Genomic DNA, 15,934 nt, shown 5'->3' on the forward strand with positions numbered 1-15,934 from the left:
CTTGAATTAAATAATTTTGCTGATTAATTTAAGATCAAATAAATTGTACGTTTTTTGATTTATGACGGAAGTCTATTATTTTGCTTATGCTTATATAGCTTTAATTTATCTTGTGAATATAAATTAATATATTTTAAAATTGGTAATGATAAAATGATTAAATTCTAAAATGAATATTAGGTTATATACCGTGAACTATTTTATTTTGACTGTGTTTTTTTGTATGTTTTCGACATTTATTTATGCGAAAACAGAGATTTATCAATGTAAAGAGAATGGATCTGTTATATTCCAATCCAAACCTTGCAAAGGTACAGGTCAGACTGTAGCTGATAAGGTTAAAGAACAACAACAAGCAAAAGAACGTAAACTTGCTGAAATTCAGGAAAAAGAAAAACTTTTACAAGAGAGATTAAAGCACCAGCCGAAAAAAGAAGTTGGTTTTAAAGCAACTATCATAAATTTTAAGAATAAAATGATTCGTTATTGGCATGCTTTAAAGAAGAAATTTTCAATTGATTCCTAAAATATTGAATATAAATCTTTAGATTTTAAAAAAACAGCCTAAATAATTCCTATTATTTAGGCTGTTTTTTTGTTTAAATGCCTTGCATTTCTTGCTCTTCAGAGTCTTCTTTCAGCATATTTAAAGAAGTTGCTGCACTAGCTGGAACTCCTTCTTGACGAGTACTTTTTAGCTTGATTTGTAAGCGTAACTCATTCAAGGAATCAGCATTACGTAACGCTTCATCATAACTAATTGCGCCTTCGTTATACAAATCAAACAAGGCCTGATCAAAAGTTTGCATACCTAATTCACGAGACTTGGTCATAATTTCTTTAAGATTATGAAATTGACCTTTTAAGATATTTTCTGCAATTAATGGTGTATTCAGTAGAATCTCTACGGCTGCACGACGACCTTGACCATCTTGAGTACGGACCAAGCGTTGAGAAATAATCGCTTTCATATTAGATGAAAGATCCATCAGCAATTGATTACGGCGTTCATCTGGAAAGAAGTTCATGATCCGATCTAATGCTTGATTGGCGTTGTTGGCATGTAAAGTTCCTAAACATAAATGCCCAGTTTCAGCAAAAGCAATGGCATGTTCCATGGTTTCAGTATCACGGATTTCACCAATCAAAATCACATCAGGTGCCTGACGCAATGTATTTTTTAAGGCATGGTGCCAAGTATGGCAATCTACACCTACTTCTCGGTGGGTAATCATTGACTTCTTATGCTTATGGACATATTCCACGGGGTCTTCAACAGTAATAATATGCCCCGCCGAATTTTCATTACGATAATCAATCATTGCCGCTAATGAGGTTGATTTACCTGACCCCGTACTTCCTACGACTAATACTAAGCCACGTTTTTCCATCATGACATTTTTCAATGATTCTGGGAGTTTGAGCTTTTGGAAGGTTGGGATTTCTGACGTAATGGTTCGGATAACCATGCCGATTTGTAGTTGTTGCTTAAATACATTGACACGAAAGCGTGATACTTCTGGAATATTAATTGCGAAATTACATTCCCATTCATTTTCAAATTCTTGGCGTTGCTTTTCATTCATTAAGCTATATGCAAATAGCTTAGTTTTTTCTGGGGTTAAAGTTTGCTGACCTAAAGGACGCATTAAACCTTGGAGTTTAATACTCGGTGGAAAGTCTGCTGTAATGAATAAATCTGAGCCGCCATATTCAACCACTTTGGTCAACATATGAAACATAAACGTTTTGGCTTCTTCTAATAATTCCGCATTATACATGGATGTACCTAAATTTTAAGACAAGACTAGATTGAGTCAGATAGTGTGAAGTTAAAACTAATCATGCAAAGGAAAACATATCCTTGTTTCTTTAAAATGAAGTTTCAAAAGTTCTGTAAGTCATTTCATGGCTTTTCATTCACGCTGAACGAGATTACAAAAGTTGCCTTGCTGATTGTGCTTTAATTATTCCAAAAATAAACCAAACGATCTAGTTTGATTTTAATTTATGGCATAAATATCAATATAGTGTGAGAATTTTTGTCATCTTTTTACCAAAAATAGTCTTTTTATCTGTGATGTGAATCTACCCTTAAAAAATCGGATGTTCCACGTGAAACATCGCAGTGCTTGGTTGGGTTTTGGTTGTTACTCGGTAAGCTAGGCGGTTTATCGGATCAAGCTTGATTAGAATAGTGCTGATTTTTAAATTGAGTATCTGTCATGTTTAGAAGAATTGGGATATTTTCATTATTGAGTGGCTTGTCTGTGCTAAGTTTTGCAAATGTGGAAACCCTAAAAAATAATTTAAATCAGCAATATCCTAATATCCATGTGAGCAATATTCAAGCAACAGAAATGACAGGACTATATAGTGCCAATTTAGACAATCAGATTATTTATTTGGATGAAAATGCCCAACATATGTTTATTGGTTCGATGGTTCGTTTAAAAGATCAAAAGAATCTGACCAAGGACTTGGTTCTAAAGCAAAATTCAATTGACTGGAAACAATTACCTTTAAAAGATGCAATAAAAACGGTAAAGGGCAATGGTAAACAGCAGCTCGCTATTTTTTCAGATCCGAATTGCCCCTATTGTAAGAAATTAGAAGCTGAACTGGATAAGCTCAATGATGTCACCATTTATACGTTTATCTACCCACTAAAAGCACAATCGATTGCGGTCTCAAAATCGATTTGGTGTGATCCTAACCAAGCTTATGCGTGGAAAAACTTATTGCAGAAGAATGTACAGCCTAAAGAAAAAACTTGTACTAATCCGATTGATCGCAATCTGGAATTAGGGAAAAAATTAGGTATAGAAGGAACGCCAACGCTGATATTCGGGAATGGTCTGAAAATGGTTGGCGGGCGGAGTGCTGAAGACATTCGGATGATTTGGAAAGAACTCGGGTTATAAATAAAAATGCCCAATGCATTGTAATAAAATGATTTGGGCATTTTTAATTTATTTTGTTCTAACTTTTCTTGGTGACCAAGTTGTAGATGAACAAAATAATAATGGCACCAATGACCGATGCAATAAAGCCAGCCGCTGAGTTTTCACCATATAATCCAAGTAAGCGACCGCCATAGGTTGCTAATAATGAACCTGCAATCCCTAATAAGGTGGTAACAATAAATCCTGCTTTATCTTCACCAGGATGCAACGCACGGGCAATTAAACCTGCAAAAAAACCGACCACAATCGCTACAATGAGAGACCACATGACCTTTTCTCCTTGTTTTACCATCGTATTTGTTTGTTACTATCCTGCTCGATTTAGCCTAACTCTGTCTGTAGTGGATTACTGAGTTATGTCGTATTTTTGTGCAATCTTTATCGTGCTTTGATTAACAAGCTAGAATAAAAAAGGCGCTTTAAAGCGCCTTTATAATTGATCAAAGACCGATTTCACCGATAAATGGTAAGTGACGATACTTTTGATCGAAATCTAAACCGTAACCGACAATAAAGCGATCTTCGACTTCAAAACCTAAGAATTTTACTTCTAAATCAATCTCACGGCGTGAAGGTTTGCTCACCAAAGTACAAAGTTCAATTGAGTTTGGATTACGTGTTTTGAGCATTTCAACGACTTTGCTCAAGGTATTCCCTGAATCAATAATATCTTCAACAACAAGCACATCTTTACCGTGAATCTCACCATCAAGATCTTTCAGGATTTTGACATCACGGCTTGAAACTGTGCCACCGCCATAGCTTGAAACGGTCATAAAGTCGAGTTCATGCGGTTTTTCGATTGAACGGCATAAATCTGCCATAAAAATGACTGAGCCACGCAGTAAACCAATCAATACCAGTTCCTTGTCACTTTGAGCATAGTGTGCATTGATTTTCTCACCGAGTTCTTTGACTTTGGCTTGAATCTCTTCACTGGAAATCATAATTCGCATTGCAATGGTCATTGGCAGATTCCTAAAACGTAAAAAATGGGAAATAAAAAAGGTGTTGACCTGCAACACCTCGAAATCTTGAGTGAATATGCGAATTTTAAAACAAAATCACTATTCATGCACCTTTTGATGGTGCAGAAAATGTATCATTTTTCGGCTGATGGCTGTCACGTCTCAGTAGCACAGCACCGCCCATGGCTAATAATATCCACCCAATTTTTCGTTTATTCAAAACTTTAGCTTTGGCTATAGGCTTTTTGTCCATAGATATAGGTTGCCTCGACATTTCGATCATCCCCCATGGTAAATAATGCAAATAGACTATCTTCAAGTGATTTGGAACGTGACTGACGTAATTGTTGCAGTGCGGTTGGTTTAATATTTAACACCACAAAATCGGCTTCTTTACCGACGTTGAAATTGCCTAGCTTGTCATCTAAGTCTAACGCTTTTGCGCCACCTAAGGTCGCATGATACAGCGATTCGTAAGCTGATAATTTGTCACCCTGAAGCTGTTGAACTTTGTAAGCCTCATTGACCGTTTGTAATAAACTGAAAGAGGTTCCTGCCCCAACGTCAGTTCCCAATCCAACTTTAACTTGCTGCTGCCATGTTTTGTTCAGCGGAAATAAACCACTACCCAAAAATAAATTTGAGGTTGGACAGAACGCAATTGCAGAGTCGGTCTCATGCATACATTGCCATTCAGCATCTTCTAAATGAACGCAGTGAGCAAATACAGAACGCTGACCCGTTAAGCCATAATGATGATAGACATCCAGATAGCCTTTTTGTTCAGGAAATAAATCTTTAACCCATGCAATTTCATCTTTATTTTCGCTTAGATGTGTATGTACATACACATCAGGATATTCAGCTTTGAGTTGCCCTGCTCTTTCAAGTTGTTCAGGTGTAGAGGTTGGAGCAAAGCGTGGTGTGATGGCATATAACGCACGACCTTGACCATGCCACTTCTCAATGAGTGCCTTAGAGTCGTCATAGCTGCTCTCTGCGCTATCACACAGGGCTTCTGGTGCATGACGGTCCATCATCACCTTGCCCGCAATTAGGCGCATCTGATGCTGTTCTGCGGCTTCAAATAAAGCATCTACTGATTCAGGATGAACCGTACAAAATACCAGTGCAGTGGTTGTGCCATTTTTAAGCAGTTCATTCACAAAAAACTTGGCGATCTCGCTCGCATAAGCTTTGTCTTTAAACTGGATTTCAGTTGGGAACGTATAAGTGTTTAACCAGCTCAAAAGTTGTTCGCCGTAAGCACCGACCATTTCCGTTTGTGGGAAGTGAATATGCGTATCGATCATGCCTGGGATGATCAGTTGCTCTGGATAATGCTGAATTTCAATATTGATTGGTAGATGGTCTTGAGCATCTTCCCATGTCCCAAACCAGCGAATTTTGCCTTGTTCCGTGATGAGGACACCATCTTCGAGATAACGGACTTGATCTGCAATTTGATTTGCTTGAGCAACAGTTTTTTGAATATCTAAGAAGCGACCACGAATAACAGTGATGGGAGTAGCCAAAGTCATAACAACCTACTAATTTATTTTTTCGATTGATTGTACTCGATTTTGCTCGTTTTACTGGATTATTCGTCTAATTTAAGTATAGAAAGCCGAGCGAGGTATGAGTAATTGATTGGATCAATTCACTTTACTTTTCGGTGTAAATACGTAAATTGTCAGCAATAATGATACTTCTTGAGAAAAATACACATGTATTATTGGAATACCAAAGCTTTAGCGCATGAGTTGGCTGAAGATACTCTAAGTAAACAACATTATAAAAACTATTATCTCGCAGCGGCATTGGTCGTGAGTGCTGTGTACTATTACGGTATGTATTCGCCTTATTCTGATATTCGAGTGATTGGGATTGAAGCTGCATTGACCCTACTGATTATGCTGATTGGGATTCAACGGACTTATCAAGCCAATGGTGCTGATCAAGGTGTCCATTTCTTAAATCGGGTCACGGCGTTGTCCTTTCCTATTCTGATGCAAAATACTGTGTTTGGCATTGTTTTTGGGCTAGTTTTATTGGGAGTTTATCAATATTTTGGTTTAGCGCAAACCGCATTTGAAATGTGGTACGAATGGTGTGTTTCGGCTTTTACCATTTTTCTGCAAGTTTTATTTTTCACTCGCTTAGTGTCTTATATGAAACGGGTGAAAGATCATACGATTTAAACTTGATACGGTCAGGATGTATGTCATTAAATCCTGACCGATTGATGATTGTTATCTAGATTTACTCTATAAAATAATGCGCGGCAAAATGGGCATCATTGCCAATAATGTCATAACAGTCTTCACGAATCGACATGCCTGCACACTGATGTCCCACCATCCATAAACCCAGCGTGGGTAACTGACCAGCAAACAATGGAGTCTCTACCCATTTTTGTACCACATAGCCATATTTATCATAGTCATCAAAATAGAAACTACCAGAAGCAGCGCCCTGATCCTGACCATCTTGCAACACTCGAATATTCGCCCCTTCCCTTGCTAAGATCGGTTTTTTCACCCATTTGCCAGAGAATTTTTGCTGGGGATTAAAATGATGAGTCTCGACCAAAAGAGGGTGATTTGGATAGCGTTTCCAAAGCTCCACTAAAATTGCTTTATTAGAGAGCAGCATTTTCCAACATGGTTCGATCCAATTCGATTGCGGACTCAGATATTGAGAGAATGATTCTTCCCAAATCCATTCCCAAGGATATAACTTGAATAGGTTTTGAATCGGTCGATTATTTAGATCAACAAAACATTGTCCATTCCAGCCAATATTTTCCATTGAGAGTTCAGAGACCTGTAGATGTGCCTGAAAGGCGGTATCCATTAAATATTCTAGATTGCCCCAATCCTCTCGCCCTGCTTCTTGACAGGCTGCGAAATGCACGTGACTTCCTCGCGGTAGAATGGTTCGCCAACGCTTAATCAAGTCCTCGTGAATACTGTTAAACTGATCTCGATTCGAAATCCCAGATACTTGTTCGATCCATAGCCATTGTGCTACTGATGCCTCTAACAGTCCTGTGGGAGTATCAGCATTGTATTCCAGCATTTTGATATTGCGCCCATCATAGGCAAAGTCAAAGCGTCCATACAGCATCGGCGCATTTTGTCGCCAAGACTGCTCGATTTGTGGAATTGCAGCAACTGGAATCTGGAAATAATCAGGATAATTACCGCGTTGAATCAAATCACTTGTCACAGCTAAACACATTTGATGCAGTTCATTAGCTGCATCTTCAAGCTGCTCAATTTGCTTCAGTGTAAATTCGTAGGCAATTCCTTCTGACCAGTAAATTGAGCCATCCAGTGAGGGTAAATTAAAGTAGTCAAAACCAATCTTTTGGTGCTCAAGTTGCCAGTCTGTGCGGGGGGTTAATATTTTTCTTTTCATCTTGAGTTTCAGTCTTTTAATTAGCCGCCAAATGATGAGCCGCCACGACCGAAACCGCCACGAATAGGTGATGATACAGAAGAGCGTTTTGCAGTGGTTGAAATTGAAGGTTGTCCCACACTGAGATTGGTATGTGGTCTCAAGGTGTTGCCTTTAAAAGAGACTTCACGATTATGTTGATAATATTGCGGTCCTAAATAACGCCCAGAACCAAAACCACCATAATAACGAACGCCAGCAGTAGAACTTCCACCCCCTGAGCTATTTTCTTCTTCACAAGTTTCAGTATTCCAGTCTGTTGCACAATCATATTGATTGTTATAAACATCTTGTACTAGAGGTCCATCATTGTGGCTACATGCAGTGAGTAGCAATGGCACCACCACAAGATTAATTTTTTTAGAACGCATGAGACCCCACTCATTTTAATTGACCTGATCGACATTGATGTGAACAGCCCTTGTTTTATTATGTTTCTGATTAGGAAAGATAAAAGCTTTAAGCCGCCATATGATATTGATCTGTTTTTTTAATGTACAGTCTATTTTTATGATTTAATTGTTCAGGCACCTGAATTTATCAAATGCCTGAATTTAACTAATTAAGATTGCAACTGCTTTTTATTATGACGTAATGATAGATAAGCAGTGATACTGAGTACCAGTACGATAAAGCCCAATGAAATCCAGATTGGCATATGGAACACATCAAGCAACAACATTTTTGCACCGATGAACAGTAAGATAATGCCCAGACCATACGGTAGGTAATGCAGTTTGGTTGCGGCACCAGCCAACAGGAAGAACATTGCACGTAAACCCAAAATCGCCATTAAGTTCGCTGTTAATACAATGAACGGGTCACTGGTTACAGCGAAAATTGCAGGAATAGAGTCAACCGCGAAAATAACATCAGATGCTTCAACTAAGATTAAAACTAAAAATAAAGGTGTTGCCCATAACACGCCATTTTGACGGACGAAAAATTTATTACCTTCAAGTTGAGGGGTAATACGCATGTGTTTGCGTAACCATTTCAGTAATTTAATATCTTCAATATTGGTTTCTTCGTCTTGACCTTTCAGGAATTTAAAACCTGTATAAACAAGGAATGCACCGAAAATATAAAGTACCCAAGAAAATTCTTGTACGAACCAAGCCCCAATAAAGATAAAAATGGTTCTTAAGACAATTGCGCCGAGTACGCCGTAGAGTAGGATTTTACGTTGCAATGCAGGTGGAATTGCAAAAGCTGCGAAGATCATCAGCCAAACGAAGACGTTATCAATTGCCAGTGATTTTTCCAGTAGATAACCTGCGAAGTATTCCATGGTTTTTTGATTCGCAAGGGTGAGTCCTACTGTTTGCTGTAGATAGAGCCACAAGCCCCCACCAAATAGCACTGCTACAGTGACCCAAGCAATACTCCAGTAAGCCGCTTGCTTGATTGGAACATCTTGGTTTTGTTTTTGTTTAAAGCCTAAAAAATCGACCAAAAGCATGACTGTGACAAGGCCGAAGAATACGACATACAGCCATAGATTACCGATAGTTTCCATCACAACTCCCTATCTAGCAACTGGGCATAAAAAAACCTTGACCAGTTGCCAGATGAATAAATACATCTGTTTCAACATGATCAAGGTCTTGCCTACATCACAAATCGATTGCGATGCTCAGAGTCCGACTTTTTGCAAAGTGTAATGACGAAGCTCTGACACCTAAGTATTTTAACTATACTACCTAGGTTTGGAGGAGGCTACTCCCCTTGTCAAACGAATTCTGTATGGATGGTGACATCCAAATGTGTGTATAGAATTACACATTTTTAGCAAATGTGCAAATCTTCAGCAAATTAGGTCAGGATTAAAAATTTTCAAAATCTCTGTGCGTAAAAATTGATGTCGAGGATTGTGTTTTACGTGCTCATGCCAATACATACCCATATTGATTTTGGGTAATTCAATCGGAAGTGCATGAATCTGTAAATCTTTTGAATAGTGTAGATGTTTTAGAATACTTTGAGGGATAGTCAGTATTGCATTTGGGTGCTGCGCTAAGACCTGTAAAGCTGTTGAATAGTGCTGGCAGCGTAGAAAAATTTGCCGAGACAATTGTTGCCGATTAAGATAAATATCTTCCAATAATAACCCCGTACGCCGTGATGACACACCAATATGCGGTGATGATAAATAGAGCGATAAATTCATTTTAGTTTGCTGTGTGCAGACCACAAAATAATCTTCAATCAGGTTTTCAAACTGTAAATGAGCTTGATACGGTTGTACTAAGTCAATCACAAAATCGATTTGTTGTGCTGACAAATCAGCCAACATATTTTTACGATCAAGTTTAGAACTAAAAAACTGGATATTGAGATTTTGCTTGGCAAAGTGATTGACCAATTGAGGAAAAATAATGGGTTCGATTTCATCATGAATCGCGATTTTTATACTTTGTAGCATGCTCGGCCTAAAATCTTGCTGAGGCATAGCGATTTTTTGAATACTCAATAAAGCCATTTGAATCGGCTGATAAATCTGCTCAGCATAAGGCGTAGGCAGCATTTTTTGCCCACTACGCACAAACAGCTCATCTTTAAGTTGTACACGTAAACGTTGTAAAGCATGACTGACAGCAGATTGGCTGATACACAACAATTGGGCAGCTTTAGAAATGCTCTTTTGTTCAAAAATCGCAATAAACAGCGGATATAAATTAATATCAATACGATGAAAGTGAGCCACTTCCAATGGGCTAGTATTATGAATTTGATTCATAGTTTTGAATAAAATAAAATCATTTCATTCATAATAAATTTTCGCTTATGGTGATGTAAAGCAGCGAATCAAGCTTCGCCAAATTTTTACTTTGAGGGAAATGATGATGTTTGGATTGTCTGAACGCGCACAGGATTTTATTGCACGAACCAAAGCCTTTATCCAACAAGAAATTGAACCGATCGAAAAGGTATTTTGGGATGACGTCCATCATCGCAATGTGGATGGTGACTGGACCAAGTGGCAGTGGCCTGAACAATTACAACAATTGAAAGATAAGGCTAAAGCGGCTGGCTTATGGAATATGTTTTTGCCCGATGCGGAATTGGGTGCTGGTTTATCGGTTCAGGAATATGCGCATATTGCCGAACTGACTGGACGTAGCTTACTTGCACCCACCGTATTTAACTGTAATGCACCTGATAGCGGCAATATGGAAGTGTTATGGCGCTATGGTAGCGAGGCACAAAAACAGCAATGGTTGCAACCTTTGCTTGCAGGGGAAATCCGTTCAGTGTTCTGTATGACTGAACCCGCCGTGGCTTCCAGTGATGCCACTAATATGCAAGCCACGGCAGTGATTGATGGTGATGAAATCGTCCTGAATGGGCGTAAATGGTGGTCATCGGGCTTGGGTGATCCTAATGCCAAAGTGATTATCTTCATGGCTTATACCCCTGACGAGAGTAAAGACCGTCATCATCAACATTCGATGGTCTTAGTACCGATTGAAACGCAAGGCGTGACGATTGAAAGAATGTTGCCTGTGTTTGGTGATTACGATGCGCCGCATGGGCATGGACAGGTCAGTTTTGACAATGTGCGTGTACCCGTCAGCAGCTTTATTGGCGGCGCTGGGCAAGGTTTTGAAATCGCTCAAGGGCGTTTAGGGCCTGGACGAATTCATCATTGTATGCGTTGTATTGGCGCAGCTGAAAAAGCCTTAGAGTTGATGATTGATCGTGGCATGTCCCGTAAAGCATTTGGCAAAGAATTATTAAAGTTGGGTGGGAATTTAGAACGTGTGGCAGAAGCCCGTGTGCAAATCGACCAAGCCCGTTTATTAACGCTGTATGCGGCTTACAAGATGGACACTTTAGGTAATATGGCGGCACTCACCGAAATTTCTGCAATCAAAGTGGTTGCACCAACCGTATTGCAAAATGTGGTGGATATGGCGATTCAGATTCATGGCGGCGAAGGTGTGTCACGTGATACACCACTGACTGCATTCTTTAATCAAGCACGCAGTTTACGTTTAGCTGATGGACCAGACGAAGTACATAAGGGCATGATTGCTAAACTAGAACTCAAAAAACGTGGCTATGGTCGTTGATAAGGATATAAGAAAATGGCAGTGATTGATGTGGGTGGTCAGGTTCGGCATGGCGAAGAACTGGATATTTCCGCAGTGGAAACGTGGTTAAAAGACCAAGGTATAAATCTACAAGGACAGGCACAAGTCACCCAATATTCGGGGGGTGCATCGAATTGGACTTATCGCCTGCAATATGACAATGCAGATCTAATTTTACGCCGTCCACCGAAAGGCACCAAAGCCAAATCAGCACATGATATGGAACGTGAATACAATGTGCAGAAGCATCTTGCGCCGTTCTACCCTGTCCTGCCCGAAATGATGGCACTGTGTCAGGACGAGAGCGTAATTGGCTGTGATTTCTATGTGATGAAACGGATTGAAGGCATTATTCCACGTGCCAACCTACCCAAAGAATTACAGTTAGATGAGCAACAGGTTCAGCAACTGTGTTTGAATGTGCTGGATAAGCTGATTGAGTTGCATCAAGTGCCGTATCAAGGTACAGAATTGGAACAACTGGGCAAAGGTGAAGGTTATTGTCGCCGTCAAGTCGAAGGTTGGGATGCACGTTATAGCAAAGCACTCACGCCAAATGTACCTGATTTTGCTTTTGTGCGTGAGTGGTTGTTGGAACATATCCCTGCCGATGCTAAAACTTGCGTGATTCATAATGACTGGCGTTTTGATAATGTCATTTTAGATCCACAACAACCTACAAAAGTGATTGGTGTGCTGGATTGGGAAATGGCAACACTCGGTGATCCATTGATGGATTTGGGCAGCGCCCTTGCCTACTGGATTCAAGAGGATGATGATGCGCTGATGAAATCAAGCCGCCGTCAACCGACCAATTTAAAAGGTATGCTGACACGTCAACAGGTGGTGGATTACTATCTGGAAAAAACAGGTTTGCAACCAACGAATTGGGCCTTTTATGAAGTGTTTGGTTTGTTCCGTTTAGCCGTGATTGCGCAACAGATTTATTATCGTTATTACCATCAGCAAACTGATAATCCCGCCTTTAAGGATTTTTGGATTTTGATTCATGCCTTACATATTCGGGCCTTAAAACTGATTGCGCAAAACAATACTGAAGCACGTCCATTGATTCCTGAATATGCTGCAAAACTACAGGATATTTTAAAACGATGAGCACAATTTATTTGGTGCGGCATGGGCAAGCGTCGTTTGGTGCAGCGAGCTACGATCAGCTTTCAGCTAAAGGTGAACAACAGGCACAGGTTGTGGGTGATTTTTTTAAACAAACCCTAAAACAAACGCCTTTAGTGGTTGCAGGTTCAATGCAACGTCATCAGCAGACGGCACAACTCGCTTTATCGCAAAGTTTCCATAATGCATCCATTCAAACCGAATCGGCGTGGAATGAGTTTGATCATCAGCATGTCTTTGCTCAATATGAACCGCATTTTAATCAGCCTGAATTGCTGAAACAGGATGTTGAATTGATGGCCAATCCACGTGCTTATCTGGCCAAAATCTTTGATGGTGCAATAGACCGCTGGATTGGAGCGCAATATGACCATGAATATCATGAAACATGGTTAGGCTTTCAATCACGTGTTGAGCAAGCATTGCAATCGCTTTGCGAAAGTATTGATATGACCAAGCATCGTCAAGCCGTCGTATTTAGTTCTGGTGGCGTGATTTCTGTGGCGGTAGGTAAAGTATTAGGTTTGAATGCAAAGCAGATCTTTGCGCTAAATTGGTCGATTGCCAATGCCAGTATTACCACACTGCGTTGGACAGATGGACGTTTGCAATTACTGAGCTTTAATGAGCATCATTATTTAAAAATACGTGATGCTGAACTTTTAACATGGATTTAAAAAATAGGTGGCAGGCATGGCAAAGACCATTTTAATTACAGGGGCAAGCTCGGGTTTGGGCGCAGGTATGGCGCGTGAATTTGCTGCCAAAGGCTATAATCTTGCGTTGTGTGCACGGCGGCTGGAACGTTTGGAAACACTCAAACAGGAGCTACAAAGCCAGTTTTCGATTCAGGTTAAGATTAAAACCCTTGATGTGACCCATTACGATGATGTGTTTACGGTTTTTAAAGCCTTTCAGCAAGAATTTGGAACGATTGACCGAATTATTGTCAATGCAGGTGTGGGTGAAGGTCGCCGTATCGGTAAGGGTCATTTTGATGTAAACCGCGCTACGGCTGAAACCAATTTTATTTCGGCATTGGCGCAATGTGAAGCCGCGGTTGAAATCTTTAGAGCGCAAAATAAAGGTCATTTGGTGGTGATCTCCTCAATGAGTGCAATGCGCGGTTTACCGAAGCATTTGTCGACCTATGCTGCGAGTAAAGCAGCAGTGGCACATTTAGCGGAAGGCATTCGTGCAGAGTTGTTGGATACGCCAATTAAAGTTTCAACCATTTTCCCTGGTTATATTCGTACTGAAATGAATGAGGGTGCGAAAAAACTACCGTTTGAAGTGGATGAAAAGACAGGTTGCAAGGCGTTGGTGAAAGCCATTGAGAAGGAATCAGTAAAGGCTTATGTTCCGCAGTGGCCGTGGTTGCCAATGGGGATAGCAATGAAGATTTTGCCTTTAAAACTGGTAAATAAATTGAGTTAATTACAATAAATGGATTGGATATGTTTCATTTGGAAAAGGCTGCACAGCCTCATATAGACTGAATAGGTTTAATTGTTTTTGTATAGGCATTTCCTTACTTTTCATGGGTGAGGAGTTTACTCCGCAAGGTAACAAAAATCCTTTGTTGAGCAGAGGGTACGTCCATGTAACCCCTGCTCAACGGGCGGCATCCATGCCGCCTGTCACCGTAGTAAATAAATACCGTGACAAGATTGAATTATGAAAGTGTGCTATAGGCTAGATTACGACAAAGCCGTAATCAACTTTTGGTGTAATCCACCAAAACCACCATTGGACATGATCACCACAGCATCGCCCTCACCTGCTTCATTCACCACACGGGCAATGATCTCATCCAGCGAACGGCTGACTTCGGCCTTGTTTGATGAAGCGGCAATCACAGGCTGTAAATCCCAGTCCAAGCCTTCTGGTTGATACCAGATCACTTCATCGGCTAAACGTGCTGAATGTGCCAAACCATCTTTATGGCTGCCCATACGCATGGTGTTAGAGCGTGGCTCAATGATTGCCCACAGTTTACGTTCGCCTAGACGCTTACGTGCGCCGTCCAGCGTGGTTTCAATTGCGGTTGGATGATGGGCAAAGTCATCATAGACTTCGATACCACGCACCGTACCTAACAGCTCCATACGGCGTTTTACCCCACCGAAGTTGGATAAAGCTTCACAGGCTTGTTCAATCGTTACACCGACATGCTGAGCTGCGGCAATGGTGGCTAAAGCATTGGCAACACTGTGTTGCCCTGTCATGTTCCATTTCACTTCACCAATCACTTGACCGTGTTCAAGCACGTTAAAATGACTGCCATCAGCACTGATCAGCTCCGCAGATAAAGCAGCTTGGTCATTTGGCTCAAGACTGGTACGAACCACAGGCGTCCAGCAGCCCTGTTCTAGCACTTCATCAAGATTGGTTTCAGTAATCGGCGCAATAATACGACCTTCACTTGGAATAGTACGCACTAAATGGTGAAACTGTTTTTGAATGGCAGCGAGGTCATCAAAGATGTCGGCATGATCAAATTCAAGGTTATTTAAAATCGCAGTTTTTGGATGATAGTGAACGAACTTAGAACGCTTATCGAAGAAGGCAGAATCATACTCATCGGCTTCTACACAGAAATATTTTCCACCACCTAAACGTGCGCTTTCGCTAAAACCCAGTGGTACGCCACCAATCAAAAAGCCAGGGTTTAAACCTGCCTGATCCAGCACCCAAGCCAACATGGTTGTAGTAGTTGTTTTGCCATGTGTCCCTGCGACACCGAGTACATGTTTGCCTTGCAAGACATGGTCTGCCAAAAACTGTGGGCCAGAAATATAAGGCAGGCCTTCATTTAACATGTATTCAATCGCATCAATACCACGTTTCATGGCATTGCCGACGATCACAAGATCAGGATGCGGTTGTAAATGGCTACGGTCATAGCCCTGCATCAATTCAATACCTGCATTTTCCAGTTGAGTCGACATGGGTGGATAAACATTGGCATCTGAACCTGTGACTTTATGTCCTAAATCTCGTGCTAACAGAGCCAAAGACCCCATAAATGTGCCACAAATACCTAAAATATGCAGATGCATAATGCGCCTTCTCCACTGCTTTACATACAGCACTAATCTCGTGTGTATGATTGTCGTTATCAATAAAAATCAATCGCAACGATAGCAAGGCTGACATTGAAAAGATAGTCAAAATTCGTTGTTGTTATTAACTTAAAATTGAGTGATTTTAACGTTATTCTAATGTATTCAAATGCAAATGATTCAGCCCTTATTTTTATAAAAGGACATCCGATTGAGCCCTACACTTTTAGCATTATGTTTGT

Annotated in this window: 16 protein-coding genes; 7 read left to right on the forward strand and 9 right to left on the reverse strand. The window is 40.4% G+C overall.

Features of this window, described 5'->3' with window-relative positions:
- The first annotated feature begins 190 nt into the window (after window positions 1-190).
- A complete protein-coding gene (locus NO346_RS00130) occupies window positions 191-526 on the forward strand; it encodes a hypothetical protein (protein WP_256413827.1) in 336 nt (111 codons plus the stop codon).
- 73 nt (window positions 527-599) lie between these two features.
- On the opposite strand, the gene NO346_RS00135 is transcribed toward NO346_RS00130, so the two are convergent.
- Window positions 600-1,781, reverse strand: a complete 1,182-nt coding sequence (locus NO346_RS00135; protein ID WP_256413828.1) for a PilT/PilU family type 4a pilus ATPase — start codon at window positions 1,779-1,781, stop codon at window positions 600-602.
- A gap of 444 nt (window positions 1,782-2,225) precedes the next feature.
- On the opposite strand from NO346_RS00135, the gene NO346_RS00140 reads away from it, so the two are divergent.
- The gene (locus NO346_RS00140; RefSeq protein WP_256413829.1) at window positions 2,226-2,924 is read left to right on the forward strand and encodes a DsbC family protein; all 699 of its coding nucleotides are present in this window, start codon (window positions 2,226-2,228) and stop codon (window positions 2,922-2,924) included.
- Window positions 2,925-2,982: 58 nt separating this feature from the next.
- On the opposite strand, the gene NO346_RS00145 is transcribed toward NO346_RS00140, so the two are convergent.
- From NO346_RS00145 to guaD, 3 genes are all read right to left on the reverse strand, one after another.
- Window positions 2,983-3,234, reverse strand: coding sequence for a GlsB/YeaQ/YmgE family stress response membrane protein (locus tag NO346_RS00145; protein ID WP_004660536.1), 252 nt, complete (start codon window positions 3,232-3,234; stop codon window positions 2,983-2,985).
- A gap of 172 nt (window positions 3,235-3,406) precedes the next feature.
- A complete protein-coding gene (gene hpt / locus NO346_RS00150; protein ID WP_087547923.1) occupies window positions 3,407-3,934 on the reverse strand; it encodes a hypoxanthine phosphoribosyltransferase in 528 nt (175 codons plus the stop codon).
- 224 nt (window positions 3,935-4,158) lie between these two features.
- Window positions 4,159-5,475 (reverse strand): guanine deaminase, encoded by a 1,317-nt coding sequence (gene guaD / locus NO346_RS00155; RefSeq protein ID WP_256413831.1) that lies wholly within the window; start codon window positions 5,473-5,475, stop codon window positions 4,159-4,161.
- Window positions 5,476-5,661: 186 nt separating this feature from the next.
- Here guaD and NO346_RS00160 point away from each other — a divergent pair, with 186 nt between their 5' ends.
- Window positions 5,662-6,135, forward strand: coding sequence for a hypothetical protein (locus NO346_RS00160; protein WP_256413832.1), 474 nt, complete (start codon window positions 5,662-5,664; stop codon window positions 6,133-6,135).
- A gap of 61 nt (window positions 6,136-6,196) precedes the next feature.
- On the opposite strand, the gene NO346_RS00165 is transcribed toward NO346_RS00160, so the two are convergent.
- The 4 genes from NO346_RS00165 to NO346_RS00180 all read right to left on the reverse strand — a co-directional run bounded on the left by NO346_RS00165 (window position 6,197) and on the right by NO346_RS00180 (window position 10,136).
- Complete coding sequence (locus NO346_RS00165; RefSeq protein WP_256413833.1) at window positions 6,197-7,357, reverse strand: glutathionylspermidine synthase family protein; 1,161 nt, start codon at window positions 7,355-7,357, stop codon at window positions 6,197-6,199.
- 20 nt (window positions 7,358-7,377) lie between these two features.
- Window positions 7,378-7,767 carry a hypothetical protein gene (locus tag NO346_RS00170; RefSeq protein WP_256413834.1) on the reverse strand — a complete coding sequence of 130 codons (390 nt, stop codon included), beginning with the start codon at window positions 7,765-7,767 and terminating at the stop codon, window positions 7,378-7,380.
- Between the two features lie 191 nt (window positions 7,768-7,958).
- Window positions 7,959-8,915 (reverse strand): TerC family protein, encoded by a 957-nt coding sequence (locus tag NO346_RS00175; protein WP_256413835.1) that lies wholly within the window; start codon window positions 8,913-8,915, stop codon window positions 7,959-7,961.
- 288 nt (window positions 8,916-9,203) lie between these two features.
- Window positions 9,204-10,136: a LysR family transcriptional regulator gene (locus NO346_RS00180; protein ID WP_256413836.1), complete on the reverse strand. Its 933-nt coding sequence runs from the start codon at window positions 10,134-10,136 to the stop codon at window positions 9,204-9,206.
- A 106-nt stretch (window positions 10,137-10,242) separates the two neighbouring features.
- On the opposite strand from NO346_RS00180, the gene NO346_RS00185 reads away from it, so the two are divergent.
- From NO346_RS00185 to NO346_RS00200, 4 genes are read left to right on the forward strand one after another with little or no spacing between them, the layout of a single operon-like run.
- On the forward strand, window positions 10,243-11,472 hold the full coding sequence (locus tag NO346_RS00185; RefSeq protein WP_256413844.1) for an acyl-CoA dehydrogenase family protein: 1,230 nt from the start codon (window positions 10,243-10,245) through the stop codon (window positions 11,470-11,472).
- 15 nt (window positions 11,473-11,487) lie between these two features.
- Window positions 11,488-12,609 carry a phosphotransferase family protein gene (locus tag NO346_RS00190; protein ID WP_087545546.1) on the forward strand — a complete coding sequence of 374 codons (1,122 nt, stop codon included), beginning with the start codon at window positions 11,488-11,490 and terminating at the stop codon, window positions 12,607-12,609.
- The gene (locus tag NO346_RS00195) at window positions 12,606-13,304 is read left to right on the forward strand and encodes a histidine phosphatase family protein (protein ID WP_087537317.1); all 699 of its coding nucleotides are present in this window, start codon (window positions 12,606-12,608) and stop codon (window positions 13,302-13,304) included. Before NO346_RS00190 ends, NO346_RS00195 begins: the two co-directional genes overlap by 4 nt.
- Window positions 13,305-13,320: 16 nt before the next feature.
- Window positions 13,321-14,064 carry an SDR family oxidoreductase gene (locus NO346_RS00200; RefSeq protein ID WP_256413837.1) on the forward strand — a complete coding sequence of 248 codons (744 nt, stop codon included), beginning with the start codon at window positions 13,321-13,323 and terminating at the stop codon, window positions 14,062-14,064.
- A gap of 263 nt (window positions 14,065-14,327) precedes the next feature.
- On the opposite strand, the gene mpl is transcribed toward NO346_RS00200, so the two are convergent.
- The gene (gene mpl / locus NO346_RS00205; protein ID WP_256413838.1) at window positions 14,328-15,689 is read right to left on the reverse strand and encodes a UDP-N-acetylmuramate:L-alanyl-gamma-D-glutamyl-meso-diaminopimelate ligase; all 1,362 of its coding nucleotides are present in this window, start codon (window positions 15,687-15,689) and stop codon (window positions 14,328-14,330) included.
- Window positions 15,690-15,934: the final 245 nt, after the last annotated feature.

Source organism: Acinetobacter sp. 5862 (genome assembly GCF_024494585.1).
GTDB lineage: Bacteria > Pseudomonadota > Gammaproteobacteria > Pseudomonadales > Moraxellaceae > Acinetobacter.

Bases quoted from the DNA above. Each gene is read 5' to 3' on its own strand.
- NO346_RS00170 (WP_256413834.1), bottom strand. From the start codon at position 7,767: ATGCGTTCTAAAAAAATTAATCTTGTGGTGGTGCCATTGCTACTCACT.
- NO346_RS00160 (WP_256413832.1), top strand. From the start codon at position 5,662: ATGTATTATTGGAATACCAAAGCTTTAGCGCATGAGTTGGCTGAAGAT.
- NO346_RS00195 (WP_087537317.1), top strand. From the start codon at position 12,606: ATGAGCACAATTTATTTGGTGCGGCATGGGCAAGCGTCGTTTGGTGCA.
- NO346_RS00135 (WP_256413828.1), bottom strand. From the start codon at position 1,781: ATGTATAATGCGGAATTATTAGAAGAAGCCAAAACGTTTATGTTTCAT.
- NO346_RS00165 (WP_256413833.1), bottom strand. From the start codon at position 7,357: ATGAAAAGAAAAATATTAACCCCCCGCACAGACTGGCAACTTGAGCAC.
- NO346_RS00145 (WP_004660536.1), bottom strand. From the start codon at position 3,234: ATGTGGTCTCTCATTGTAGCGATTGTGGTCGGTTTTTTTGCAGGTTTA.
- NO346_RS00200 (WP_256413837.1), top strand. From the start codon at position 13,321: ATGGCAAAGACCATTTTAATTACAGGGGCAAGCTCGGGTTTGGGCGCA.
- NO346_RS00140 (WP_256413829.1), top strand. From the start codon at position 2,226: ATGTTTAGAAGAATTGGGATATTTTCATTATTGAGTGGCTTGTCTGTG.
- guaD (WP_256413831.1), bottom strand. From the start codon at position 5,475: ATGACTTTGGCTACTCCCATCACTGTTATTCGTGGTCGCTTCTTAGAT.
- NO346_RS00190 (WP_087545546.1), top strand. From the start codon at position 11,488: ATGGCAGTGATTGATGTGGGTGGTCAGGTTCGGCATGGCGAAGAACTG.
- NO346_RS00180 (WP_256413836.1), bottom strand. From the start codon at position 10,136: ATGAATCAAATTCATAATACTAGCCCATTGGAAGTGGCTCACTTTCAT.
- hpt (WP_087547923.1), bottom strand. From the start codon at position 3,934: ATGACCATTGCAATGCGAATTATGATTTCCAGTGAAGAGATTCAAGCC.
- mpl (WP_256413838.1), bottom strand. From the start codon at position 15,689: ATGCATCTGCATATTTTAGGTATTTGTGGCACATTTATGGGGTCTTTG.
- NO346_RS00175 (WP_256413835.1), bottom strand. From the start codon at position 8,915: ATGGAAACTATCGGTAATCTATGGCTGTATGTCGTATTCTTCGGCCTT.
- NO346_RS00185 (WP_256413844.1), top strand. From the start codon at position 10,243: ATGTTTGGATTGTCTGAACGCGCACAGGATTTTATTGCACGAACCAAA.